The sequence below is a fragment of the Spectribacter hydrogenoxidans genome, assembly GCF_031846275.1.
In the GTDB taxonomy this organism is placed as follows: Bacteria; Pseudomonadota; Gammaproteobacteria; order Nevskiales; family Salinisphaeraceae; genus Spectribacter; species Spectribacter hydrogenoxidans.
On the sequence record NZ_JAVRIB010000009.1, the window covers coordinates 75,917 to 99,207 of the forward strand.

Below are 23,291 nucleotides of genomic sequence, written 5' to 3' on the forward strand. Positions count from 1 at the left end.
GTGGGCGCGACATGATACCGACGCCGGGCGGCGGTATCCTCCCGCGCATGACGCATCGCATCGTGGACTGGGCACAGGTGGACACCGTCCTGCTGGACATGGACGGCACCCTGCTGGATCTGCATTTCGACAACCGCTTCTGGAACGAGCACCTGCCGCGCTGCTATGCGCAGGCCCGCGGGCTGGATGAACAGGCGGCTCGCGCCGAACTGATGCCGGTGTTCGAGCACCATGCCGGCCAGCTCAACTGGTACTGCACCGACTTCTGGAGCCGCACCACGGCGCTCGACATCATGGCGCTCAAGCAGGATCTTCGGGACCTGATTCAGCCGCTGCCCGGCGCGCTGGCGTTTCTGGATGCCGTGACCGCCGCCGGCCGGCCGGCCTGGATCGTTACCAACGCGCATCCCGACGTGGTGGCCCTGAAGATGGAGTGCACCGGTCTGGCATCGCGGTTTGCGGGCATCGTCACCTCGCACGACATCGGCCATGCCAAGGAGCATCCGGACTTCTGGACGGGCCTGGCCGAGCGCATCGATTTCCAGCGCGAGCGGGCGCTGTTCGTGGATGACAGCCCGGCGGTGGTGGCCGCCGCCCGGACCTACGGCATCGGACAGGTGGTGGCGATTGCCAGGCCGGATACCCGCGCCGCGGTGCGCGAGCATGTCCATCGGCCAGTGGTGGACGGTGTGGCCGATATCCGGCCGGACTGAACGGCGCGATTCAGCGTCGGCCGCCGCCGCTGTTGCGACGGCGATCGCCGCCCCGACCGCCGTTACCCCCGCTGCGCCGTCGCGGTCCGCCGCGGGGTTTGCGCGGCCGCGGGGCGGGGCGCTCGATATCGTTGGCGTAATAGTCCGAGGGGGCCACTTCCGAATCGATCTTGTGGCCCATGTACTTCTCGATGTCGGGCAGCGAGTACACGTAGGTCTCGCAGGCCAGCGAGATGGCGTCGCCCTCGGCGCCGGCCCGGGCAGTGCGGCCGATACGATGGACATAGTCCTCGGCGTCCTGGGGCAGGTCGTAGTTGAACACGTGTGATACCGCCGGGATGTGCAGCCCGCGGGCCGCCACGTCGGTGGCCACCAGCACCGGCAGCTTGCCCTCCTTGAAATCGTCGAGCAGGCGCTCGCGTTTCTTCTGTGGCACATCCCCGGACAGGGTGGCGGCCTGGATGCCGTTGGCGTTGAGGGTGTCCTCCACCTTCTCGGCCTCGCGCTTGGTATTAATGAACACCAGCGTGCGGGTCGGATCGATGCGCCGCAGCAGGCCCAGGAACAGCGGCAGCTTGTCTTCGCGGCTGACGTGGTAGAGCTTCTGGCGGATGGCCTTGACGTTGACCGTATCGGTATCGGTCTTGATCAGCTGCGGGCTGTTCATGTGTTCGTAGGCCAGCTCCATCACCCGATGGGACAGCGTGGCCGAAAACAGCATGTTCAGGCGGTCGCCGGGCGGCGGCATGCGCCGGAACATGAAGCGGATGTCGTCGATGAAACCGAGGTCGAACATGCGGTCGGCTTCGTCGAGCACCGCCACTTCGATTGCCTTCAGGGTGTAGACCTTCTGCTTCCAGTAGTCGATCAGCCGGCCGGGTGTGCCGATGAGAATGTCCACGCCGTCGGCAATGGCCTGGCGCTGTGTGTCGTAGCCGGTGCCGCCGTAGCACACCACCAGTTTCAGTCCGCTGTGCTTGCTCAGGCCCTCGGCATCCTTGTGTATCTGGATCGCCAGCTCGCGGGTCGGGGCGAGAATCAGCGCGCGCGGCTGGCTGGCGGTCTGCGGTGCGCGATTGGACGGATCCGGCGCGTTTGCCAGCAGTCGGTGCATGGTGGCGAGCAGGAACGCCGCTGATTTGCCGGTGCCGGTCTGCGCCTGGCCGGCCACGTCCTCGCCCCTCAGGGCCAGCGGAATGGTGTCGGCCTGAATCGGCGTACAATACGTAAATCCCAGTTCCGCGGCCGCTCGGGACAGCGAAGGATCGAGCCCGAGGGCATCGATGGAAACGTCGGTCAGCAGCCGGGAATCAGTCATGTGGGGGCTTCTCGTCACCAGTACGCGCCCGCATGCCGAGGCGGGTGTCGTCGCTCGGGGTTGAAATACGCCGAATAATGGGCTCCAATACAGGTAACGCCCGCCGCGCCGGCGGGCGGCTTCCGCCATAAAGTCGCGTATTCGGCCCTGGACGGGAACTGTTCCCGCCGATTCGCCCGACATCATAACAGTTTGATCATTCGGGGTTGCGCCCCCACATTAGAGCCGTGGCGCCGATACCCGTACCCCCGGCGCGATACCGATTCCCATTGTCCTGCAAGTCACGAGGACGCAAGCGAATGAGTGAAAACATAGTCAAGGTTACCGATGACAGCTTCGATCAGGATGTGCTGGGCGCTGACACGCCGGTGCTGGTCGACTACTGGGCAGAGTGGTGCGGCCCGTGCAAGATGATTGCACCGGTGCTCGACGAGATTGCCGACGAGTACGAGGGCAAGTTGCGCATCGCCAAGCTCAACATCGACGAAAACCCGAACACGCCGCCCCGCTATGGCATCCGTGGCATTCCCACGCTGATGCTGTTCAAGGGTGGTGAAGTCGAGGGCACCAAGGTTGGCTCGTTGTCCAAGACCCAGCTGACCGAATTCCTCGACGGCCACATCGGCTGAATCGACTTTCCGGCCGCCGGCCTTGCCGGCGGCCGTTACGCTCTCTCCCCGCGACTGACATACCCCGAAACCGGCCCTGCGGCCGTTTCCACCACTAGACGGAACTGCCAAGTGTCCGACCAGAAGATCGAAGAACGTCCCGGCTTTGACGATAGCGTCGAGGCTTCCGGCGGCCCCGCCCGCGGCAAGAACAACAACAGCGGCGGCGGCGACGGTGGCCCGCGCAAACCGCGACGGCGTCGCGGCGACAAGCGCGGCGGTGGCGGCGGCGGCGGTGGCAACCGCGGCAACGGCAATCGCCGCGGCGGCAATAACAACAACGGGAACAACAACAACGGCAACCGCAATCCCAATCGCGATCCCAACCAGGGCGGCGATTTCGATTTCGACGAGGAAGAGCTGGCCGCCTACGAGGAAGAGGACGACAACGACGACCGCCCGGTGATCAACCTCACCGAGCTCAAGCGCAGTACGGGCGCTGAGTTGATGACCATGGCCCAGGAACTGGGTATCGAGAACATCTCGCGCACCCGCAAGCAGGACCTGATCTTCACCATCCTCAAGGCCCGCGCCAAGCTGGGTGAACGCATCCACGGCGACGGCGTGCTGGAAATCCTGTCCGATGGTTTCGGCTTCCTGCGCAGTGCCGATGCCTCCTACATGGCCGGTCCGGACGACATTTATGTCTCGCCCTCGCAGATCCGACGCTTCAACCTGCGCACCGGCGATACCGTCACCGGCCGGGTGCGCCCGCCCAAGGATTCGGAGCGCTACTTCGCGCTGCTCAAGGTCGACCAGATCAACTACGAGCTACCGGAGAAATCCAAGGGCAAGGTGCTGTTCGAGAACCTGACGCCACTGTTTCCGCAGGATCGGCTGGGCCTGGAGATCGGCAATGGCTCCACCGAGGACATCACCGCCCGGACCATCGATCTGGTCGCACCGGTCGGCAAGGGTCAACGTGGCCTGATCGTGTCGCCGCCCAAGGCCGGCAAGACCATGATCCTGCAGAACGTGGCCCAGTCCATCGCCCACAACCATCCCGACTGCTACCTGATCGTGCTGCTGATCGACGAGCGGCCCGAGGAAGTCACCGAAATGGAACGCTCGGTGCGCGGCGAGGTGGTGTCATCCACCTTCGACGAACCCGCCGCCCGCCACGTACAGGTGGCCGACATGGTGATCGAGAAGGCCAAGCGTCTGGTCGAGCACAAGGTGGATGTGGTGATCCTGCTGGACTCCATTACCCGTCTGGCTCGCGCCTACAACACCGTGGCGCCCTCGTCCGGCAAGGTGCTCACCGGTGGCGTGGACGCCAATGCCCTGCAGAAGCCCAAGCGCTTCTTCGGCGCGGCCCGCAACGTGGAAGAGGGCGGCAGCCTCACCATCATTGCGACCGCCCTGGTGGAAACCGGCTCCAAGATGGACGAGGTGATCTACGAGGAGTTCAAGGGCACCGGCAACCTGGAAGTGCACCTGGAGCGTCGCATCGCCGAGAAGCGTGTCTACCCGGCGATCAATCTCAGTCGCTCCGGCACTCGCCGTGAAGAACTCATGGTTGATCCGGTGGAACTGCAGAAGATCTGGGTGCTGCGCAAACTGCTCCACGGCATGGACGATCTGGCCGGCATGGAACTGCTCATCGATCGGATGAAGCAGACCAAGACGAATGCCGAATTCTTCGAGTCGATGAAGCGGCAGTAGCCGACGTCCTGCCTTGAGCGCGGCGCCATGAATGGCGCCCTACAATCGACGTGCTTGTAGGGCCGCATTCATGCGGCCGAATCAAACATCTGAATCGGAAAAGCCGAAGATTCCACCCCGCTGAAGCGGGCCGGGTGTCTTTCTTGTGCGACAAGAAAGTCACCAAAGAAGCGCTTCCGGCGGGCGAGTCCTGCCTCGAACGGGGTTCGAGGCAGGATGCCCTGTGCGCTTCGGTCGGCGAGGGGGTGTTTCGACGGGTCATCCATGACCCGGCGAAAACCGCGCGCCCGTCCTGGGCGCGCCCCTACGGGCCGGGAACCTCGCCGCCCTGCAGTGCTCAGCTCGTCCCGACGGGAATGAAGAAAAGGTGTCACAGCCGGGTGGGGTCGCTTCTTCCCTCCCGTTAGCGCTTGCCGCCCGGCGGTCGGGCGGGAATCCCCCGGTCAGCGCTACCGCGCTGACCGGGGGACAAGCGGTCCGGGCGCCCTTCTTTTCGTTGCTTTTCTTGGGCGCGCAAGAAAAGGAACTCGCCCTTCAGGGCGAAATTCTTTCACGCCATGAATCAGAAATCGCCGGCAACGCGCTTCGCTTGTGCCGGTCTACGACTGGGCAGGCGCCATGAATGGCGCCCTACGGCTCCGTGTTCGCTTACCGCCCAAGCCGGCGGTGCAACCCCCGATGAACCAGCAACCCCAACACTGCCAGGGGCAAGGCGGTAACCGCCCACTGCACCGCAATGGCTCCGAACAGCACCGGCGCCCGCATCATCGTCGACATCAGCGATTCCTGGTAATAGAAGAACCACTGGTGGTCGGCGGGGAAGATCCAGACATGCAGGTGGTAGAACACCGCCGTGGGGCCGGCGATCACCAGCAGGGCGGTGAGGCCGGCGGCAATCACGCCGGCGCCGGTGGCCAGCGACCGCCAGGCTGGTAGCGGCCAGCGACGGCGGATGATCAGGCCGCCGAGCAGCGGGGTCAGCACCACCGCGCTCCAGCCGGCGACGCGGAACAGCCCGACCAGCCAGGCCACATCCTCCAGGTGCCGGATCTCGGGTGGTCGCAGCAGCCGGCCGAGGGGACGGCCGTCCGGGGCGTGATAGGTCAGACCGGCCAGGCGGTCGGGGTCGCGGTTGATGGCGGTGACGATCTCGTCGAACAGCCGGGTCCGCTCGGCCTCGGTGGTCAGTTGGAAACCCTGCCGGTAACGGTTCTGCGGTCCATATTCGGCGATGTTGTCGTCCAGACCAACGGCCTCGTGCCAGAAGCCGTAGCTGAAACCGGCTGCCGACCAGACCAGCCAGGTCAGCCAGAACGCGGCCAGCAGCAGGCCGAGGATGAAAGCGCTCCAACCAAGGGCACGCGCGGCGCGCCGGAGTTCAGGCAGACGTGCCATCGCCCCCGAACAGCCGCTTGGCCAGGGCAACCCGGTCGACTGCCCGGTCCGGAATCGTTTCCAGCGCTTCGACCGCCCGCAGGCGCTTCAGCAGTCCGGCCTGGTTGGCAATCTGGATGGCCAGCCCTGGGCGGGCGTTATACTCCAGCACCAGCGGGCCCTGGTCGCGGTCCAGCACCACGTCGACGCCCAGATAGCCCAGTTTGGTGAGATCGTAGGAGCGGGCCGCCAGTTCCAGCAACAGATTCCAGTCGGGGATTTCGATCGCCCGGATGGACTGGCCTGAATCCGGGTGTTCGTCGATCACCCGGTTGAGCCAGACCCCGTCGAGCGTGCGGCCCGTGAGCAGGTCCACGCCGGCTCCGACGGCACCCTGATGCAGGTTGGCCTTGCCGTCCGACTGGCGGGTAGGCAGGCGTACCATGGCCGCCACCGGCACCCCGCGAAACACGATGGTGCGGATGTCGGGGACGCCCTGGTGGCTGACGGCATCGAACACCGGATGCGGTTTGACCCGGTACTCGATCATCGCCTTGTCGGGCAGGCCGCCCAGGCTGTACATGCCCGACAGGATGTTGGACACGAAATGCTGGATGTCGCCGTCGGTGGCGACCACGCCCGAGGCCCGGATGTAGCGCCCGCCACGGCGCCCCGCAATCACCATGATGCCGTTACCGCCGGAGCCCTGGGCGGGCTTGATCACGAAATCGGTGCGCCCGCCCAGCATGTTGGCCAGATCACGTGCCTGGTGTTGGATCTCGATGACGCCCAGCAGCGCGGGTACCGCGATGCCGGCGTCCATGGCCAGTTGCTTGGTGCGCAGCTTGTCGTCGACCAGCGGATAGAAGCGCCGCTGGTTGTAACGCATGATGTAGTCGCCGTTGCGCTGGTTCATGCCCAGCAGTCCCTGTCGGCGCAGGGTCCAGGGCATGATCAGTGGCGGATTCCGGCGTGCCAGCCGACGCATCAATCGGAGGCGGCTCATCAGCGCCATGGTCGTCAGCCCTTGCGGCCGGACAGCGACGAGCGGAATCGCCGCAGTTCGGACAGCCGGTAGCCGGTATAGCGACCCATCAGCAGCGTGGCGGCCAGCAGCACCAGCAACAGTTCGGGGAACACGAAGGTCAGATAACTCAGCAGCGGGTCCGCCATCACCAGATAGCCGATGATGGCCACCAACAGACTGCCCAGGCCGGCCAGCAGTGCCTCCTGAGGTCCGGATTCATCCCAGGTCACCGACATGCGCTCGATGGTCATGGCCAGGATCACCATCGGGAACAGGGCGATCGACAGCCCGCGGTCCAGCCCCAGCTTGTGGCTGACCACCGACACCCCGGCCATCAGCAGGATCACGATGATCACCACCGAGGCCAGCCTGGGCACCAGCAGCAGCTTCAGCTTCTCCAAGTAGAAGCGGATCATCACGCCCAGCGCCACCAGCGTGGAGAACAGGATGATGCCCCAGATCAGCTTGGTTTCCCGGAATGCCAGCGCAATCAGGATGGGCATGAAGGTGCCGAAAGTCTTGATGTCGATGAAATTGCGCATCAGCACCACCACGAAAACCCCCAGCGGCACGGTCAGCAGAATCTTGTAGACGTTCTGGGTGGAAACCGGCAGCGACAGCAGCGAGAACTCCAAGAGCCCGGAATCCAGCAGCCGCGCCCGTTGCTGGGCCACGCTCATCACCTCGCGTGACGAGCGGCTGATGGCGAAGGTGAGTTCGGGTTTGCTGGCGTTTTCCGCCTGGGTAAGCGGCACGTCGCCGGTGGTCCAGGCCAGCACGTTGTCGGGGAAGCCGCTGGCCCCCGTGGCCGGATTGAAGGCTACCCACTGGTCGCCGTTGTGTACCTCCAGCCAGGGCTCGAGTTCCGTCTCGCGGGTGCTGTCCTGCAATACCAGCACATGAACCACGCGGCTGGGAATGCGGGCGCCTGCCAGCACGTGCCGGATTTCGGCCACCCGCTCGGCCGGCGTGCCCAGCTCCTCCCGTAGCAGGCTGACATTTTCGTTGGGTGTGGGATCGTTGAACTGCTGGAGCAGCTCGCGGGTGAAGGAGACGATGTCCGCCGACTGGTTACGCACACCGTCGAGCAGCGCCATTACGGCCGAACTCTCCGGTTCCGGATAATCCGGGACTTCCGGGTAGCGGGGCTTGGGCTGTGTGCGGTCGCGGTTGTTGTCCGAGTCCTCGGCCAGCACCACGCGGTAGTACAGCGTCTGGCCGCCGCGCACGTTGCGGGCGGCCCAGAGGGCCTGGCGATTTACACCGGTGAGTTCCGTGGCCAGGCCGAACCCGCCGGAGACGAAATCCTCGTCCAGCATCGAAAAGCCGGGCGGCTTATGCGGAATCCGCGCCGAGATCTTGGCCGAGCGGCCCTGACCCTGGAACTGCAACCGGGCCTCGACCACCCATACCTGGGTCTGCCCCGACGGGCTGATCGGCAGGCCCAGCCGTTCCACCTTGTAGACACAGGTGCCGATGCCGATGATAGCCAGCACCAGCGCCAGCAGCTTGACGTGCAGATCCTTCATTGCGGGTGGTTCACGGGCGTAGCGACCGATGACACGGGGTCAGGTGCCGATATCCTCGTCATCCTCCCGCCCCTCTTCGCGCGACACGGGAGAGTCGTCATCACAGGACGGTTCGTGCAGGAAGGTGGCGGTGACATCCAGCAGCCCCAGGTGCTGGATGGTGCGACGGCCGATCAGCAGCGGGTAGTTCATGTCGCTGCGGTTCTCCAGCGAGAATTGCTCCTCGTAGACACGCTGGCCCATGCACATCTTCATCAGCACCACCGGGCGGCGCTCGGTGCCACCGGCCCCGCGGATTCTGACGTTGCGGAACAGGGGGCGCTCGTAGGTGCGGGTGACGGTTTCGTCTTCCTCGGTGTCTTCCACGTCAACGGTGAAACGCACCCAGTCCTCGTCATCCTTCTCGAAGCGCTCGATATCCCGGGCATGCATCGACGAGGTCAGGGCCCCGCTGTCCAGTTTGGCCTTGATTTCGATCCCCCAGGGCTCGATCTCGGCCTTTTCCACCCAGCCGAAGATGCGCGCATGCTCGGTGTACTCGCGGGCCTGGGCGGCGCCGACGATGATCGGCAGTACCAGGGCAGCGGTCAGCAGGGCGGGCAGTCGCATTCGGTGGTCTCCTGTGCTTGGTGCAATGCGCGGCGGCTTTCAGGAAGCCGCTGGTTCCGACGTCTCCCCGCCCCTCGTAACGCTGCGCCGGAGGGCACGATAGCCGATGTCCGTGCGGTATTGCACGCCCGGCCAGGTGATCCCGGCCACGCGGCGATAGGCACGGGCCTGTGCTGCGGCTATGTCCGAATCCAGCGCGCACACGCACAGTACGCGGCCACCGGCCGTCTCCACTCCGCGCTCACCGGTCCGGGTGCCGGCATGGAAAACCCTGGTGTCGGGTTCGCCGTCCACGTCCAGGCCTTCGATGAGGTCGCCCTTGGCGTAGCTGCCGGGATAGCCGCCCGCCGCCATCACCACACCCAGGCAGGGGCGAGGATCCCAGTCGGCGGTGATCCGGTCGAGCCGGCCGTCGAGCGCCGCATCGATGATGTCGACCAGGTCGGTGCGCAGCCGCATCAGCAGCGGCTGGGTTTCCGGATCACCCATGCGGGCGTTGAATTCCAGCACCCGGCAACCGCCGTCCGGTTCCACCATCAGCCCGGCGTAGAGAAATCCCGTGAACCGGCGTCCCTCGGCCGCCATGCCGGCTACCGTGGGTCGCATCACCTGCTCGAGAATGGTGTAGGCCACCGCGTCGGTCACCACCGGCGCCGGGGAGTAGGCGCCCATGCCGCCGGTGTTCGGGCCGAGGTCGCCATCCAGCGCCGCCTTGTGATCCTGGGAGCTGGCCAGGGGGAGAATGTGCTCGCCGTCTACCAGCGCGATGAAGCTGGCTTCCTCGCCCTGCAGGAAATCCTCCACCACCACGCGCTTGCCGGAATCGCCGAACGCCTGCCCGGAGAGCATGTCGCGCACCGCGGCCACCGCGGTATCCACATCCTCGGCCAGGATCACCCCCTTGCCGGCCGCCAGGCCGTCGGCCTTGACCACGATCGGTGCCCCGCGCTCGTGGATGTAGGCGACGGCTTCATCGGGGTTATCGAACACCCGGTAGTCGGCGGTGGGAATCCGGTGACGGGCGAGAAAGTCCTTGGTGAAGGCCTTGCTCGATTCCAGCTGGGCGGCCGCCCGGGTAGGACCGAAGCAGCGCAGCCCGGCGGCGCGGAAGGCATCGACAATACCGGCCGCCAGCGGGGCTTCGGGGCCCACGATGGTCTGGTAGACGGATTCGCGGCGGGCCAGATCGAGCAGGCCGTCGATATCGGTGTCAGTCACCGCCACGTTTTCCACCCCCGGTTCCAGCGCGGTGCCGGCGTTTCCCGGCGCCACCAGCACCCGGCTCACCCGCGATGACTGGGCGGTTTTCCAGGCAAGTGCATGTTCGCGGCCGCCGCCGCCGACGATCAGAACCGTGTTGTCTGCCATGGAATCCGGGCTTGGAGAGCGGGCGGCGCGGATATTAGCAGCAACCGGGCGGCGGCCCCAGCGGCGGCGGGCTGTCATCCAATTGTCATGTTCCTGTCACATGGCCGTCAGAGCCCGGGGCTAGCCTTCGGGTCATGACCCGATCCGCGAGGCCGAGCCCATGACCGACACCAGCGACAACACCCGCGCCGGTTACCGGACCATCTGGATTTCCGACGTGCATCTGGGTACGGCCGGCTGTCAGGCCGAGCGCCTCACGCAGTTTCTCAAGGACAACCAGTGCGACACGCTGTATCTGGTTGGCGACATCATCGACGGCTGGCGTCTGCACAACCATTTCTACTGGCCGCAGACCCATACCAACGTCATCCGCAAGATTCTGACCAAGTCCAAGCGCGGCACGCAGGTCTACTACGTCACCGGCAACCATGACGATTTCCTGCGCAAGTTCGTGGACTACGAACTGCGGCTGGGCAACGTGCACGTGGTCAACGATATGGTGCACGAAACCGCGGACGGCCGGCAGCTGTTCGTCATCCACGGCGACCTGTTCGACGTGGTCACCCGCTACCACAAGTGGGTGGCGCTGATCGGCGACGCGGCCTACACCTCGCTGCTGCGGGCCAACCGCTACGTCAACTGGGCGCGGGCGCGGCTGGGTTACCCGTACTGGTCGCTGTCCGCCTTTGCCAAGCAGCGGGTCAAGACCGCGGTGAACTTCATTTCCGAATTCGAGAAGGCGGTGGCTCACGAATGCCGGCGCCGCGGCTTTGACGGGGTGGTCTGCGGCCACATCCACCATGCCGAGATCAAGAACCTCGAAGGTGTGACCTACTACAACTCGGGCGACTGGGTGGAATCCTGCACCGCGCTGGTCGAGCACCACGACGGGCACATGGAAATCCTGCACTGGGCCGACACGGAAGAAACCCACCAGAACGTCACCCAGCTGCGCGTGGCGTGATCCGGGCCGGCTTGCGCCACGGCGGGTGACCGCTGACACTGCCGGCATGAACGATGCCGTGGAAATTCTCGCCGAGGGCCGCTTCCTGCGCCTGTCGCGGCGCGGCAAGTGGGAGTACGTGTCGCGGGTGAATGCTGCCGGTGCCGTCCACATTCTCGCGGTCACGCCGGATGATGAACTGCTGATGGTCGATCAGTACCGCGTGCCCATGGGCGGTCGGGTGCTGGAGCTGCCCGCGGGCCTTGTCGGCGACGCAGACGGCGGCACCGATGACACGCCGGAAACCGCCGCAGCGCGTGAGTTGCTCGAGGAAACCGGTTACCGCCCGGGGCGGGTTGAACACCTCTACGACGGCCCTTCCTCGCCGGGCATGGCCTCGGAACTGGTGACCATGGTGCGGGCGTTCGACCTGGAACGCGTGGGCGAGGGCGGCGGCGTGGGCGGCGAGGACATTCGCGTGCTGCACGTCCCGCTGGCCGGCGTGCGCCACTGGCTGGCCGAACAGGTTGCCGCCGGCCGGTCGGTGGATCACAAGGTCTACGCCGCGCTGTTTTTCCTGACGGACGCCGTGAGGTCTTGAGCCTCGGCCGGTGGTGGCGCCCCTTCGGCGGCTGTGCACAACGCGTAACCCGCCGGCGCCGGCGGGCGTGACAGCCGGAATGCCCGGTCGTCCAGCCATGCGGTGTCCGCTTCGATCCGGACCGCGGCCAGGCGGCGTGGCCCGACCTGTCCGGTCGCCTTGATCACCGCCTCGCGTGCGGTCCAGCTCACGAAGAACATCGCCGGGTCATGTTCCGCGGCCGCGTTTTCCGCCAGCGACAGCAGCCGCAGCACCCGCAGGGTCCGCAGCGGCCGGATGCGCTCGATGTCCACTCCGATGGCACCGCCATCGGTCACCGCGCATACCGCGTAGTCCCCGGCATGGCTGAGACTGATCGCGGGCCCGTCGGGCATGCCCAGCTGGCCGTCCCGCCGCGTCAGCGCAGCAAGATCAATCGGCCAGCCGTCATGGCCGGCGGCGGCCGCCAGCAGCCGCAGCCCGTCCTCGCTCTGCCGGCGGGCGCGGGTACTGGTCATGGCCGCGAGACGCTCACGCACCGGTGCCGACAGCGCCGCCCGCCAGGCCGCGGATACCGGCGGCAGATCGCGGCGGTTGAGCAGGTAAAGCCCGGATTCCGCCGTCACGTGCCCTGCCAGGCCTGTTCGGTGAGTTCGTTGAGCAGCCGTCCCAGCCGTTCGGCCTCGGTGGCGGCATCCGCATCGCGGCCGATGATCTGCGGTGGCCCAAGGGCAATGCGGAAACGGGCGAACGGCTTGGGAATCAGCGTGCCGTCCCAGGTGCGCAGCTGCCAGTAACGGTTGAGCGCACAGCCTACCGGTAGCACCGCCGCCCCCGTACGTCGCGACAGGATCACCGCTCCGGCCTTGAACTGCTGCGCCGGCCCGCTGGGACCATCCGCGAACACCACTGGCGATTTGCCCTCGCGCAGGGCCTTTCCCATGGCCCACAGGGCCTCGCGGCCGGAGCGGGTGGATGACCCCCGCATCACGGCGCCGCCGTGCAGGGCTGCCACCCGGGCGATGAATTCGCCTTCCCGCGACGGGCTGATCAGAAAGCCCATCCGCATGCCCAGCCGTTGCCAGTTCAGCAGGTAGATGCCGCTGACCAGTTCCGCCTGGTGCCAGGCGCAGGCGATTACCGGGCCCTCGCGGCGCGCGGTCTCGACATAGCCGCTGCCGGCCACCACATCGAAGCGACAGGTCCAGCGCACCAGCCAGAGATACGCCGACACCACCCAGGCCAGCAGCGTGATCTGCAGGCTCTGCCAGAACGTCAGGTTGGCCCGCAGGCTGCCGTCGGGATTGCGGAGAAAGGGTTCGCGTTGGCCCATGGGTGAGGTAAGGGCTCGTGAAGCATGCCGGTCCGGTAGTATCGCCGATCGACCGGCGGCCCCGCACGGATTGAAAGCACCCACGCCCGGCCGCAGGCTTCACTAGAACTCCGGAATCAATCGGCACATGCTTCGATCATTGAACAGCGGGTCACTCGCCCTGCTGACCGATCTCTACCAGCTGACCATGGCTTATGCCCACTGGTGTGCGGCCGATCCCGAGCGTGAGGCGGTATTCAACCTGTTCTTCCGGGAGGCGCCGTTCGGGCAGGCATTCGCGCTGGCCGCCGGTCTGGAGGACGTGCGCGACTACCTGGCCGATTTCGCTTTCGCACCGGACGACATCGACTACTTGCGCGGGTTGACCGACGCCCGTGGCGGCCGGCTGTTCGAACCCGCGTTTCTGGATTATCTCGCAACCCTGAGATTCACCGGCGATGTGGATGCGGTGCCCGAAGGCACCGCGGTGTTCCCCCGTGAACCCATGCTGCGGGTGCGCGCGCCCATCCTGCAGGCCCAGCTGCTGGAAACAGCGCTGCTCAATCTGGTGAATTTTCCCACCCTGATTGCCACCAAGGCGGCGCGCATGGCCCGTGCCGCGGGCGGTGATCCGGTGCTGGATTTCGGCCTGCGCAAGGCCCACGGCCCGCAAGCCGGGGTGATCGCCGCGCGGGCTGCCTACATCGGCGGCTGCGCGGCTACCGCCAACGTGCTGGCCGGCAAGCTGTTCGATATCCCGGTCAGGGGCACGCATGCCCACAGCTGGGTCATGGCCTTCGACGATGAACTGGACGCCTTCCTGCGCTACGCCGAGGCCCTGCCGAACAACTGCATCTTCCTGGTGGATACCTACGACACGCGATCCGGCATCGACAACGCCATCGCCGCCGGCCGGCAGCTGCGCGAACGCGGCCACGAAATGCTGGGCATTCGTCTGGACTCCGGTGATCTCGGAGCGCTGGCCCGCGAAGCCCGCGCCAGGCTGGATGCCGCCGGATTCCCCGACGCCCGTATCGCAGCCAGCTCCAGCCTGGACGAGCACAGAATCGCCGAGCTCAAGCAGGGCGGTGCGCCCATTGTGTTGTGGGGCGTGGGCACGCGGCTGACCACCGGCGCGCCGGATGGCGCCCTCGACGGCGTATACAAGCTGGGGGCGATCCGCGACGACGACGGTCGCTGGCGGCAGCGCGCCAAGCGTTCCGATACCGCCGACAAGCAGACCCTGGCCGGCAGCCTCCAGGTGCGCCGCTTTCTCGACGCCGATGGCCGGCCGCTGGCCGACTGGCTGTACGACGACGAGGTGGTCGGTGCCGATTTCCGGGCCGGCCGGTTGCTGGCAGGCGGCGAGGCCCGCGCACTGCCGGCGGCGGCTTCCACGCGGGACCTGTTGCAGCCGCTAGTGCGTGGTGGCCGGCCGGTGGGTGACCCGCCCGACCTGACATCCATCCGCGAGCACGCCGCGGGTGAATGCTCGGCATTTGCCGCTGTCACAGGCTATGAGGTCGCGCTGGAGGCGCGGCTGGCCGATGCGCAGGGAGATAAGTGATGGCAACGGACGCACTGATTCTGGTCGACATTCAGAACGATTTTCTGCCCGGCGGCGCGCTGGCGGTTCCCGAGGGGGACGCCGTAATCCCGGTGGTCAATCGCCTGCAATCCGCGTTCGATATCGTCGTGGCCTCGCAGGACTGGCACCCGGCCGATCATCTGTCCTTCGCCAGCCAGCACGAGGGTTTGACACCATTCGAAGTGACGGAAGTGGATGGCTTGACCCAGATTCTATGGCCTGATCATTGCGTTCAGGGGTCGCATGGCGCGGAATTCGCGGCCGACCTGAACATGGGTCGCGTGGACGCGGTATTCCGCAAGGGCACGGACCGTCGTATCGACAGCTACAGCGCCTTCCACGACAACGGCCATCGCAAGGCCACCGGACTGGCCGACTGGCTGCGGGCCCGCGACGTGACCGCGGTGACGCTGGCCGGTCTGGCAGCGGATGTATGTGTGTACTTCACCGCCATGGACGCGGTGGACGAAGGATTCGCCACCCGGCTGGTGTCCGATGGCACCCGCGGGGTGGATCTGCAGCCCGGTGACGTGGACAGCGCGTTCGATCGCATGCGCGCCGCCGGGGTGGAGATGGTTACCAGCGAGCGGATTGCCGGCCACTGACGGCCGCCAGCCGTCTCGATCAACCCCGACACGAGTTGAAAGCCATGCCCGATGCCGAGCAGGTTGACCAGGTCCCGGTGGATACCGGCCGAATCACGCTCGACCGCATTGCCGCGGTCATCCACGTTCAATGCAGCGGCGAGGCCATCGCCAGATCCGGACATGCCTTCGAACTGCGCGAGGCGGGCTATCCGCCGGTGATCTACGTGCCCATCGCCGATGTTCGGCCCGGTGTGCTGAGCGACAACCCGGCCACCAGTCACTGTCCGCACAAGGGCGACGCCCGCTACTACGACGTCACCGTCGGCGACCAGGCCCTGCCCAATGCCGCCTGGCACTATCCCGACCCCAGACCGGAACTGGCTGCGATTGCCGACTGCGTGGCCTTCTACCCCGACCCCATCGTGATATGGCGGGAGTAGGGTACCGCTACCAGACGGACTAGCGCTTCGGATACAGCAGCCGGGATACCGGGTAGCCGGTTGCGGCTGGCAGTGCTCCGGCAATCTCAGCCGCACTGGTCAGCAAGCGATCCCCGGCAACCGGCCCGAAAGCCCGGCAGGCGGCTACGTACAGCGCATGGATCGCGGCGGCGATGGCCGGCTCGCCCAGTGCAGGCATGGTGGTGCGACGGCCGGCCAGCCAGTCCGCCACCTCATCGGCGCTTGCCGCCAGTGCCGGTTCGCGGCCGACCGCCGGGGCAATTTCCGCCGCCAGGCGAGTGGTGTCCGCCTGCTGCCGGATGGCATCCACCAGCGCGGCGCCGACTTCCCGGGCCCGCGGATTCGGTATGCCGTTGCTGTTCGCTGCGGCCGGTGTTGCTGCGGGTGCCGGGGCGGTGCCGTGCACCATGGCACGGTAGATCGCGGTGCGCAGGGCATGCCGCTGGCTGGTGGACAACTCGAAGCGCGCGCTGATGTCGCGCACGAAGGTCAGCACGCTGGCGGCCTGACCATTGGCGTACTGCGTATGCCAGAGATGCGATGCGGTGGTCGCCTGGTAGTCGGGCAGATGGGCGCTCAGTACCGCATCAATCGCCTGTTGCCAGTCCGTGTCGGTCACGGGGGTCAGCGCGGCGGGGCCGCGATGGGCGACTGGAATTCCGGGTAGCCGATGTCGGCGTGCTCGGTGTAGTCCAGGCCGTGCTGCTCATGCAGCGTATCGGCTCGCAGACCGAGCACGGCCCGCAGCAACCCGAATACCAGCAGCGCCGATGGAAAGGTCCACGCGAAAGCCGCGCCAATGCCGATCAGCTGCACGGTGATGCGGGCGCCGTCGAACAGGCCGTCAACATGGAACAGCCCGGCGGCCAGCGTGCCCCAGGCGCCGGCGAAGCCATGGACCGGCACCGCGCCTACCACGTCGTCGATGCGTAGCCGCTCCAGCAGGGCCGCGCCGAGGGTGGCCACCACGCCGCCCGCCGCACCGGTGATCACCGCGAAGGGCGCATCCATGCTGGCGCAGCCGGCGGTGATGGCAACCAGCCCGGCCAGTCCGCCGTTCAGGATGGGCACTGCCGCCAGTGGCCGGCGGGTCAGCCCGAGCGTCAGCATGGCGCCCACCGCCCCTGCGGTGGCGGCCAGTTCCGTGTTCATGAGCACGGTCCCCACATCCAGGCTGGCGGCCAGCGTGCTGCCGCCGTTGAAGCCGAACCAGCCCAGCCACAGGATGAACACGCCCAGCGCAATCAGCGGCAGGTTGTGCCCCGGAATGGGGCGGGCGCTGCCGTCGCGCCCGAAGCGCCCCAGTCTGGGGCCCAGAACCAGCACTGCGGCCAGTGCTGACCAGCCGCCCACCGAATGCACCACGGTGGAACCGGCGAAGTCGGTAAAGCCCATCGCCGCCAGCCAGCCGGTGCCGTCGCGCACGCTGCCCCACACCCAACTGCCGAATACCGGATAGATGCCGGCGGTGAGCACCACCGAGCCCATCACGTAGGGCCAGAAACGCATGCGTTCCGCCACCGCTCCCGACACGATGGTGGCCGCGGTCGCCGCGAACATCGCCTGGAACACGAAGAACACCGCCTCGCTGCCGTTGATGCTGCCCAGCAGGAAGCCGTTGGTGCCGAACCAGCCCGAGGGGTTCACCCCGAACATCAGCCCGTAGCCCACCGCCCAGTAGGCCAGTACGCCGAAACACAGATCGGCGTAGTTCTTCATGATGACGTTGGTGGCGTTCTTGGCGCGGGCACAGCCGCCCTCGAGCAGCGCAAACCCGGCCTGCATGAAGAACACCAATGCCGCCGCCATTGCGACCCACGCGATGTCGGCCCCGCCGCTGACCGGTGTCACTTCGGCCCCGGCAATGCCGGGCCACCCGATGGCAGCAATGCCGGCAAGGGCTATGATGCGCGACAAGCTCATGCGTCCGCTTCCTGGGGGGATGAACCACATCGGGGCAGCAAGAACGGTGCCGACGCCGTTTGCCTGGCCGTCGGAGCCGGTCCGGCAAGCGGTGCAGCCGGGTCGTTGCGCATGTTCTAATAAACCATCCTACGTCACTGACCGACCGCTGATGAGCGCTCCCGCTTCCCGTATTTCCCAGGAACTGATGGACCGGACCGGCAGCCTGACCACCGAGGTCACGCAGCCACTGCCCGGGTCGCAACGCATTCACGTGAGGGGGACCCGTCCGGATATCCGGGTGCCCATGCGCGAGGTTGCCCAGGCCGACACCCCGGCCACCTTCGGCATCGAGAAGAATCCGCCGATCACGGTCTACGACACGTCCGGCCCGTACACCGACCCGGACGTCGAGATCGACCTGACCGCCGGCCTCAGGCCGCTGCGCGCCGACTGGATCGCCGAGCGCGGCGACACCGAGCGCCTGGCCGATTTCTCCTCCGAATACGGCCGCCAGCGCCACGCCGACAACGCCCTGGATCACCTGCGCTTCCCGGCGCCGCCCAAACCGCTGCGGGCGAAGGCCGGCGCCAACGTCAGCCAGATGCACTACGCCCGGCAGGGCCTCATCACGCCGGAGATGGAGTTCGTGGCGATCCGGGAAAACGCCCGCATCGACGAAATCCGCGACTCGCGCCTGCTGCGCCGGCATCCGGGCCAGGGCTTCGGCGCCAATCTGCCGCAAGAGGTCACCCCGGAATTCGTGCGCGACGAGATCGCCGCCGGCCGTGCCATCATCCCCAACAACATTAACCACCCGGAATCCGAGCCGATGATCATCGGCCGCAACTTCCGGGTGAAAATCAACGCCAACATGGGCACCTCGGCGGTTTCCAGTTCCATCGCCGAGGAAGTGGAGAAGATGGTCTGGTCGGCCCGCTGGGGTGGCGACACCATCATGGATTTGTCCACCGGCAAGCACATCCACGAAACCCGCGAGTGGATCATCCGCAATTCGCCGGTGCCGGTGGGCACGGTGCCCATCTACCAGGCGCTGGAGAAGGTCGACGGCAAGGCCGAGGACCTGACCTGGGAACTGTTCCGCGACACACTCATCGAACAGGCCGAGCAGGGGGTGGACTACTTCACCATCCATGCCGGCGTGAGGCTGCCGTTCGTGCCCATGACCGCCAGGCGCATCACCGGCATCGTCTCGCGCGGCGGCTCGATCATGGCCAAGTGGTGCCTGGCCCATCATCGCGAGTCCTTCCTTTACGAACACTTCGAGGACATCTGCGAGATCATGGCCGCCTACGACGTGGCCTTCTCGCTGGGCGACGGCCTGCGCCCCGGCTCGATTGCGGATGCCAACGACGAAGCCCAGATGGCCGAGTTGAAAACACTTGGCGAACTCACCGAAATCGCCTGGGCCCGCGATTGCCAGGTAATGATCGAAGGCCCCGGCCACGTGCCCATGCAACTGATCAAGGAAAACATGGACGCCGAGCTGGAAGCCTGCAACGAGGCGCCGTTCTACACCCTCGGCCCGCTGACCACCGACATCGCCCCGGGCTACGATCACATCACGTCCGCCATCGGCGCCGCCCAGATCGGCTGGTACGGCACCGCCATGCTCTGCTACGTCACGCCCAAGGAACACCTGGGCCTGCCCAATCGCGACGACGTGCGAGAAGGCATCATTACCTACAAGATCGCCGCCCATGCCGCGGATCTCGCCAAGGGCCACCCCGGCGCCCAGATCCGCGACAATGCGCTGTCCAAGGCCCGCTTCGAATTCCGCTGGGAAGACCAGTTCAACCTGGCCCTGGACCCCGACCGCGCCCGCGGCTACCACGACGAAACCCTGCCCAAGGACAGCGCCAAGGTGGCCCACTTCTGCAGCATGTGCGGACCCAAATTCTGCTCCATGCGCATTTCCCAGGAAGTCCGCGAGTTCGCCGCCGAGCGCGGCATCGAAACGCCCGAGGATGCCCTGGAAGCCGGCCTGGCCGAAAAGGCCGAGGAATTCGTCGAAACCGGTGGTGAAATCTACCGCTGATACGTCGCTAGCCTGAGCGCGCCATCCCCTCGCTCCGACACAAGGGGAGCGGGCCAAGGAGAGGGAATTGCGCCTCCCGGCGCGACACAAGAAATCCAGACAAATGCTTCATATATTGTTGCGTGATGCGCAACGCGCTATAATCGCGGCGTGATCAAGTCGTTCCGCCACAAGGGGCTCAAGCGCTACTTCGAGTCGGGGTCAAAGGCCGGCATTCAGCCCGAGCACGCTAGGCGGCTACATATGCAATTGGCCGCGTTGGATACGGCGATCAATATCGAAGATATGGATATTCCCGGCTTCAGGCTGCACACCCTAAAAGGGTCGGACGGCGGACGCTGGTCCATCTGGGTGAGCGGAAATTGGCGTATTACGTTTGAGTTCCGGAACGGAAATGCCTTCGTCCTGGACTACGAGGACTATCACTGATGACTATGCATAACCCCCCCCATCCTGGCGAATTCATTCGAGAGGTATACATGGAACCTTTCGATATCACGGGACGCAAGCTGGCGCAGAAGCTGGGCGTCTCTCCCTCGACCCTGAGTCGCCTTCTCAAGGGAAGTAGCGGCGTCAGTTCTGAAATGGCACTCCGTTTATCCAAGGCACTCGGGCGTTCCGCCGAAAGCTGGCTGGCGATGCAGGATAACTATGAACTCTGGCAGGCCAGGGATTCGGTCAATCTTGATGCCGTCGAAAAAATCGAGTTTGACGCGGCGTAGCGAATTATCGCGTTTAACCAATCGGGCCGTTACGGTGAGCTGGTAAGCAGGTTGCTAGCTTTTGCCGCCGTCGAACAAGCTGATCCTGCGGACCCCATTCGAGATCGAGGCGCAACAAATCGTCACCGTCCTGGCGGTCCGTCATCGGTTAGATGACAATTGCTATTAAGCTGGTTATCAACAACAGAGCTCGGGTCGCGATCCGGCATCAGTAAACGACAGGAATGAATTGATGGGATCGCAGCCGGCACTTCCGCTGAACTCGAACCAGCTCAACAGGACGACCGGACTCAGCACCGCCCTCGTGGCCATGGCGGCGTTCTGCTGGGGCATATCGGGTGGTATCGGCGGCATTCTCATGGCCGACGGCTGGAGTGCGTTCGTGGTGGCGTCCTACCGTGGCGCCATCGGGCTGCTGTTCGTGCTGGGCTGGCTGGCGTTGCGCCCGCGGGACAGTGGCCTGGCCAGTGGCCGGTTGTGGGTCTGGTCGGTGATTGCCGGCCTCGGGGTGGCGGGCAACTTCTCGTTCTATTTCGTGAGCATCGGGGAGGGCAGTGTCGCGGTGGCGGCGACGCTGATGTATTGCGCCCCGGTGTTCGTGTATCTGGTGTCGTTCGCGCTCAAGCTGGAGCGGGCCACGCCGCTGAAGTGGGCGGCAATCGCCATGGTGATGGTCGGGGTCGCGCTGCTGACCGGCATTTACAACATCGGGGCGAGCGGCGTTACACCGATCGGCGTGGGCGCCGGGCTGCTGGCCGGGTTGTCGTACGCGTTGTTCATCTTCGGCTTCAAGTACGCGGCGCCGCACGGCAGCCCGCAGGCGATTCTGGTGATCGCGTTCGCCGCGCTTTGCGCCATCCTGATCGGGTTTGCCGATACCGGCCAGGTGGTGGCGGTGCTGAGCACCCCGGACTGGCCGCTTTTCGGCATTCTGGGGGTGCTTGGCGCGGGGCTGTCATTCATTCTCTACATCGTCGGACTGAACCACACGGCGCCGGCGGTGGCCTCGATTGTGGCCATGGTGGAGCCGGTCACGGCATCGCTGTTCGGCGTGGTGGTGCTTGAGGAAAGCCTGGTCGGTATGCAGGTAATTGGCATGGGTCTGATTCTGGTCACGGTGACGGCGCTGAGCGTCTATTCGAGCGCCCGGCGACCCGCTTAGCGCGCTGATTGATTGGCCGGGCTGGTACTGGCCGATGGCGCCTGCAGGCCTGGGCGGCGACGCTGCCTGGCAGGCCGATGCCGCCGCTCCAGGCATGGTCACAGGGGTTCCCGCACCTGCCGACAAACCGCGATTTGCCCCGCGGCCCACGCTTTCCGCCACACTGTGCGTCCCTCAACGATGCAGCAGGGCTTCCCCGACATATGCGCGTCTTCGCCAACCCCATCGGAGCCGGATCGCTCTGGTTCGACAATCTGACCACCGCCCAGGGCACGCCGGTCGCCTACGACCCGCAGGCGCGGGCGTTTCTGGCCATGCCGCCGTTCTGCGTGAACCGTGGCGTGATCGGCTGCAACTGGATTGCGCCGGAGGAAGGCTCGTTCTGCCGATCCTGTGCGATGACGGCGCTGGCCCCCGATCCCTCGATTGCCGATGCCATTCCCAACTGGGCACTGACCGAGGCCGCCAAGCGCTGGGCGCTGGACAACCTCGGCCGCTGGCACTGGTTCCGGCCGGAAGACCCGGGCACGCGGCCGGTATTCCACATGCTGGCCGAGGGGGCGACGCCGGTGCCGATGGGGCATGCGCAGGGCGTGGTCACCATCAGCGTGAACGAGGCGGATACGGTATTGCGCACTACCCGCCGCCAGGCCCTGCACGAGCCCTATCGCACCATGATCGGCCACATGCGCCACGAAATCGCCCACATGCTCTGGTGGCGGCTGAGTCTGCGCGACGATTTTCTTGATGCCTTCCGCGCCATGTTCGGCGACGAGCGCGACGATTATCCGGCTGCCCTGCAGCGCCACTACCACAACGGTCCGCCGGCGGACTGGGACCGACGCTTCCTGACCACCTATGCTTCGGCCCACCCGCACGAGGACTGGGCCGAGACCGCCGCCCACCTGATGCACCTGACCGACATCACGGACAGCTTCGTCGCCGCCGGCCTGACCGCCGCCGATCTGCCGAGCCCGCGCTGGGACCCGTATGCCGAGCCGGATGCGGACCGCTTGATCCGGGTGGCGGCATCGCTGACCGTGGCGGTGAACCACGTCAACCGCGCCATGGGGTTGTCAGATCTGTATCCGTTCGTGCTCTCGGAGGCGGCCCGCCGCAAGCTGGGTTTTGTGCACGACTGGCTGCGCCGGGGCGCGCAGGGGCTGTAACGCGGACACTGGCTCTCCTGCGTCACGGGATATGCCGCTGGCCCGGTTTGCGGCAGACTGCGGGCATGGGTATGGCGATGGCGCCGGGAACCAGCCTTTCCAGTCTTGACCATGAAGGAAGATGCCATGAACCGGAATTGCCTACATCACTGGCCGATCGGGTCGGCCGCTCTCCCGCTGGCCCTGGGCGCCGTGATCGGCCTGGGCGCTTGCGTCAACGACAGCGGTGATCTGGCCACCAGCGCCAGCACCGCCGGCACCACGGCCTATCTCATCCACGAAGACCGCGAGGATGACGACTTCGCCCGGGCCCGCGACTTCGCCGACAAGCGCTTCGTGGCCCTGCGCCGCGACGTGGCCGCCGGCGAGGGGGAACACCTGGATGCATTTGCCAATCTGATGGGTGAGGCCGATACCGAAGCCTTCGGCCGCTGGCTGCAGGGCAACTACGCCAGCCTGTACGGGCCGGCGGCCGCCGAGGGCGATCTGGTCAATCGCGTGGTGGCGCTGCGCGAGACTCGCTAGCGAGCAGGTA

The 23,291-nt window shown here is 66.1% G+C and carries 24 protein-coding genes; 14 read left to right on the forward strand and 10 right to left on the reverse strand.

Going from position 1 to position 23,291, the window contains the following annotated elements:
- The first annotated feature begins 47 nt into the window (after positions 1-47).
- Positions 48-713, forward strand: a complete 666-nt coding sequence (locus RM532_RS09940) for an HAD-IA family hydrolase (protein ID WP_311653171.1) — start codon at positions 48-50, stop codon at positions 711-713.
- A gap of 10 nt (positions 714-723) precedes the next feature.
- Here RM532_RS09940 and RM532_RS09945 read toward each other — a convergent pair whose 3' ends face one another.
- Complete coding sequence (locus RM532_RS09945) at positions 724-2,031, reverse strand: DEAD/DEAH box helicase (RefSeq protein WP_311653172.1); 1,308 nt, start codon at positions 2,029-2,031, stop codon at positions 724-726.
- A 299-nt stretch (positions 2,032-2,330) separates the two neighbouring features.
- Here RM532_RS09945 and trxA point away from each other — a divergent pair, with 299 nt between their 5' ends.
- On the forward strand, positions 2,331-2,660 hold the full coding sequence (trxA, locus tag RM532_RS09950; protein ID WP_311653173.1) for a thioredoxin TrxA: 330 nt from the start codon (positions 2,331-2,333) through the stop codon (positions 2,658-2,660).
- A gap of 444 nt (positions 2,661-3,104) precedes the next feature.
- The gene (gene rho, locus RM532_RS09955) at positions 3,105-4,364 is read left to right on the forward strand and encodes a transcription termination factor Rho (protein ID WP_311653256.1); all 1,260 of its coding nucleotides are present in this window, start codon (positions 3,105-3,107) and stop codon (positions 4,362-4,364) included.
- Positions 4,365-5,012: 648 nt separating this feature from the next.
- Here the strand turns inward: rho and RM532_RS09960 are convergent.
- The 5 genes from RM532_RS09960 to purD are packed head-to-tail and all read right to left on the reverse strand — an operon-like array spanning position 5,013 to position 10,271.
- Positions 5,013-5,759, reverse strand: coding sequence for a DUF1461 domain-containing protein (locus RM532_RS09960; protein ID WP_311653174.1), 747 nt, complete (start codon positions 5,757-5,759; stop codon positions 5,013-5,015).
- Positions 5,743-6,744, reverse strand: coding sequence for an alpha-L-glutamate ligase-like protein (locus tag RM532_RS09965; protein WP_311653175.1), 1,002 nt, complete (start codon positions 6,742-6,744; stop codon positions 5,743-5,745). Before RM532_RS09965 ends, RM532_RS09960 begins: the two co-directional genes overlap by 17 nt.
- A 14-nt stretch (positions 6,745-6,758) precedes the next feature.
- The gene (locus RM532_RS09970; protein WP_311653176.1) at positions 6,759-8,294 is read right to left on the reverse strand and encodes an inactive transglutaminase family protein; all 1,536 of its coding nucleotides are present in this window, start codon (positions 8,292-8,294) and stop codon (positions 6,759-6,761) included.
- Positions 8,295-8,333: 39 nt separating this feature from the next.
- Positions 8,334-8,903 (reverse strand): retropepsin-like aspartic peptidase RloA3, encoded by a 570-nt coding sequence (rloA3, locus tag RM532_RS09975; protein ID WP_311653177.1) that lies wholly within the window; start codon positions 8,901-8,903, stop codon positions 8,334-8,336.
- A 39-nt stretch (positions 8,904-8,942) separates the two neighbouring features.
- The gene (gene purD, locus RM532_RS09980; protein WP_311653178.1) at positions 8,943-10,271 is read right to left on the reverse strand and encodes a phosphoribosylamine--glycine ligase; all 1,329 of its coding nucleotides are present in this window, start codon (positions 10,269-10,271) and stop codon (positions 8,943-8,945) included.
- A gap of 160 nt (positions 10,272-10,431) precedes the next feature.
- On the opposite strand from purD, the gene RM532_RS09985 reads away from it, so the two are divergent.
- The gene (locus RM532_RS09985) at positions 10,432-11,235 is read left to right on the forward strand and encodes a UDP-2,3-diacylglucosamine diphosphatase (protein WP_311653179.1); all 804 of its coding nucleotides are present in this window, start codon (positions 10,432-10,434) and stop codon (positions 11,233-11,235) included.
- A 46-nt stretch (positions 11,236-11,281) separates the two neighbouring features.
- Complete coding sequence (locus tag RM532_RS09990; protein ID WP_311653180.1) at positions 11,282-11,815, forward strand: NUDIX hydrolase; 534 nt, start codon at positions 11,282-11,284, stop codon at positions 11,813-11,815.
- Here the strand turns inward: RM532_RS09990 and RM532_RS09995 are convergent.
- Both RM532_RS09995 and RM532_RS10000 read right to left on the reverse strand, forming a co-directional pair.
- A complete protein-coding gene (locus RM532_RS09995; protein WP_311653181.1) occupies positions 11,773-12,420 on the reverse strand; it encodes a 4'-phosphopantetheinyl transferase family protein in 648 nt (215 codons plus the stop codon). The genes RM532_RS09990 and RM532_RS09995 overlap by 43 nt on opposite strands.
- Positions 12,417-13,127 (reverse strand): lysophospholipid acyltransferase family protein, encoded by a 711-nt coding sequence (locus RM532_RS10000; protein ID WP_311653182.1) that lies wholly within the window; start codon positions 13,125-13,127, stop codon positions 12,417-12,419. The genes RM532_RS09995 and RM532_RS10000 overlap by 4 nt, the downstream gene beginning before the upstream one ends.
- 127 nt (positions 13,128-13,254) lie before the next feature.
- On the opposite strand from RM532_RS10000, the gene pncB reads away from it, so the two are divergent.
- Genes pncB through RM532_RS10015 form a run of 3 tightly spaced genes read left to right on the forward strand, consistent with a single transcriptional unit; the run spans position 13,255 to position 15,721 of the window.
- The gene (gene pncB / locus RM532_RS10005) at positions 13,255-14,673 is read left to right on the forward strand and encodes a nicotinate phosphoribosyltransferase (protein ID WP_311653183.1); all 1,419 of its coding nucleotides are present in this window, start codon (positions 13,255-13,257) and stop codon (positions 14,671-14,673) included.
- Positions 14,673-15,299 carry a bifunctional nicotinamidase/pyrazinamidase gene (gene pncA, locus RM532_RS10010; protein WP_311653184.1) on the forward strand — a complete coding sequence of 209 codons (627 nt, stop codon included), beginning with the start codon at positions 14,673-14,675 and terminating at the stop codon, positions 15,297-15,299. Before pncB ends, pncA begins: the two co-directional genes overlap by 1 nt.
- 44 nt (positions 15,300-15,343) lie before the next feature.
- The gene (locus RM532_RS10015; RefSeq protein WP_311653185.1) at positions 15,344-15,721 is read left to right on the forward strand and encodes a DUF427 domain-containing protein; all 378 of its coding nucleotides are present in this window, start codon (positions 15,344-15,346) and stop codon (positions 15,719-15,721) included.
- Between the two features lie 19 nt (positions 15,722-15,740).
- Here the strand turns inward: RM532_RS10015 and RM532_RS10020 are convergent, their stop codons facing one another.
- Positions 15,741-16,361, reverse strand: a complete 621-nt coding sequence (locus RM532_RS10020) for a hypothetical protein (protein ID WP_311653186.1) — start codon at positions 16,359-16,361, stop codon at positions 15,741-15,743.
- A 5-nt stretch (positions 16,362-16,366) separates the two neighbouring features.
- Entirely contained in the window at positions 16,367-17,665 is a 1,299-nt protein-coding gene (locus RM532_RS10025; protein ID WP_311653187.1) for an ammonium transporter, read from the reverse strand.
- Between the two features lie 187 nt (positions 17,666-17,852).
- On the opposite strand from RM532_RS10025, the gene thiC reads away from it, so the two are divergent.
- From thiC to RM532_RS10055, 6 genes are all read left to right on the forward strand, one after another.
- Entirely contained in the window at positions 17,853-19,703 is a 1,851-nt protein-coding gene (thiC, locus tag RM532_RS10030; protein WP_349255304.1) for a phosphomethylpyrimidine synthase ThiC, read from the forward strand.
- 150 nt (positions 19,704-19,853) lie between these two features.
- On the forward strand, positions 19,854-20,132 hold the full coding sequence (locus tag RM532_RS10035; RefSeq protein WP_311653189.1) for a type II toxin-antitoxin system RelE/ParE family toxin: 279 nt from the start codon (positions 19,854-19,856) through the stop codon (positions 20,130-20,132).
- The gene (locus RM532_RS10040) at positions 20,132-20,425 is read left to right on the forward strand and encodes a HigA family addiction module antitoxin (protein ID WP_349255299.1); all 294 of its coding nucleotides are present in this window, start codon (positions 20,132-20,134) and stop codon (positions 20,423-20,425) included. The genes RM532_RS10035 and RM532_RS10040 overlap by 1 nt, the downstream gene beginning before the upstream one ends.
- Before the next feature lie 232 nt (positions 20,426-20,657).
- The gene (locus RM532_RS10045; protein ID WP_311653190.1) at positions 20,658-21,587 is read left to right on the forward strand and encodes a DMT family transporter; all 930 of its coding nucleotides are present in this window, start codon (positions 20,658-20,660) and stop codon (positions 21,585-21,587) included.
- A gap of 203 nt (positions 21,588-21,790) precedes the next feature.
- The gene (locus RM532_RS10050; RefSeq protein WP_311653191.1) at positions 21,791-22,756 is read left to right on the forward strand and encodes a zinc-binding metallopeptidase family protein; all 966 of its coding nucleotides are present in this window, start codon (positions 21,791-21,793) and stop codon (positions 22,754-22,756) included.
- 126 nt (positions 22,757-22,882) lie between these two features.
- Positions 22,883-23,281, forward strand: a complete 399-nt coding sequence (locus RM532_RS10055) for a DUF3015 family protein (protein ID WP_311653192.1) — start codon at positions 22,883-22,885, stop codon at positions 23,279-23,281.
- Positions 23,282-23,291: the final 10 nt, after the last annotated feature.

Excerpts from the sequence above, each read along its gene's own strand:
- trxA (WP_311653173.1), top strand. The coding sequence starts at position 2,331 with ATGAGTGAAAACATAGTCAAGGTTACCGATGACAGCTTCGATCAGGAT.
- RM532_RS10055 (WP_311653192.1), top strand. The coding sequence starts at position 22,883 with ATGAACCGGAATTGCCTACATCACTGGCCGATCGGGTCGGCCGCTCTC.
- RM532_RS09940 (WP_311653171.1), top strand. The coding sequence starts at position 48 with ATGACGCATCGCATCGTGGACTGGGCACAGGTGGACACCGTCCTGCTG.
- pncB (WP_311653183.1), top strand. The coding sequence starts at position 13,255 with ATGCTTCGATCATTGAACAGCGGGTCACTCGCCCTGCTGACCGATCTC.
- rloA3 (WP_311653177.1), bottom strand. The coding sequence starts at position 8,903 with ATGCGACTGCCCGCCCTGCTGACCGCTGCCCTGGTACTGCCGATCATC.
- RM532_RS09960 (WP_311653174.1), bottom strand. The coding sequence starts at position 5,759 with ATGGCACGTCTGCCTGAACTCCGGCGCGCCGCGCGTGCCCTTGGTTGG.
- RM532_RS10015 (WP_311653185.1), top strand. The coding sequence starts at position 15,344 with ATGCCCGATGCCGAGCAGGTTGACCAGGTCCCGGTGGATACCGGCCGA.
- RM532_RS10040 (WP_349255299.1), top strand. The coding sequence starts at position 20,132 with ATGACTATGCATAACCCCCCCCATCCTGGCGAATTCATTCGAGAGGTA.
- RM532_RS10000 (WP_311653182.1), bottom strand. The coding sequence starts at position 13,127 with ATGGGCCAACGCGAACCCTTTCTCCGCAATCCCGACGGCAGCCTGCGG.
- RM532_RS09965 (WP_311653175.1), bottom strand. The coding sequence starts at position 6,744 with ATGAGCCGCCTCCGATTGATGCGTCGGCTGGCACGCCGGAATCCGCCA.
- RM532_RS10025 (WP_311653187.1), bottom strand. The coding sequence starts at position 17,665 with ATGAGCTTGTCGCGCATCATAGCCCTTGCCGGCATTGCTGCCATCGGG.
- thiC (WP_349255304.1), top strand. The coding sequence starts at position 17,853 with ATGGACCGGACCGGCAGCCTGACCACCGAGGTCACGCAGCCACTGCCC.
- RM532_RS10045 (WP_311653190.1), top strand. The coding sequence starts at position 20,658 with ATGGGATCGCAGCCGGCACTTCCGCTGAACTCGAACCAGCTCAACAGG.
- RM532_RS10050 (WP_311653191.1), top strand. The coding sequence starts at position 21,791 with ATGCGCGTCTTCGCCAACCCCATCGGAGCCGGATCGCTCTGGTTCGAC.
- RM532_RS09990 (WP_311653180.1), top strand. The coding sequence starts at position 11,282 with ATGAACGATGCCGTGGAAATTCTCGCCGAGGGCCGCTTCCTGCGCCTG.
- purD (WP_311653178.1), bottom strand. The coding sequence starts at position 10,271 with ATGGCAGACAACACGGTTCTGATCGTCGGCGGCGGCGGCCGCGAACAT.
- RM532_RS09945 (WP_311653172.1), bottom strand. The coding sequence starts at position 2,031 with ATGACTGATTCCCGGCTGCTGACCGACGTTTCCATCGATGCCCTCGGG.
- pncA (WP_311653184.1), top strand. The coding sequence starts at position 14,673 with ATGGCAACGGACGCACTGATTCTGGTCGACATTCAGAACGATTTTCTG.
- RM532_RS09985 (WP_311653179.1), top strand. The coding sequence starts at position 10,432 with ATGACCGACACCAGCGACAACACCCGCGCCGGTTACCGGACCATCTGG.
- RM532_RS09970 (WP_311653176.1), bottom strand. The coding sequence starts at position 8,294 with ATGAAGGATCTGCACGTCAAGCTGCTGGCGCTGGTGCTGGCTATCATC.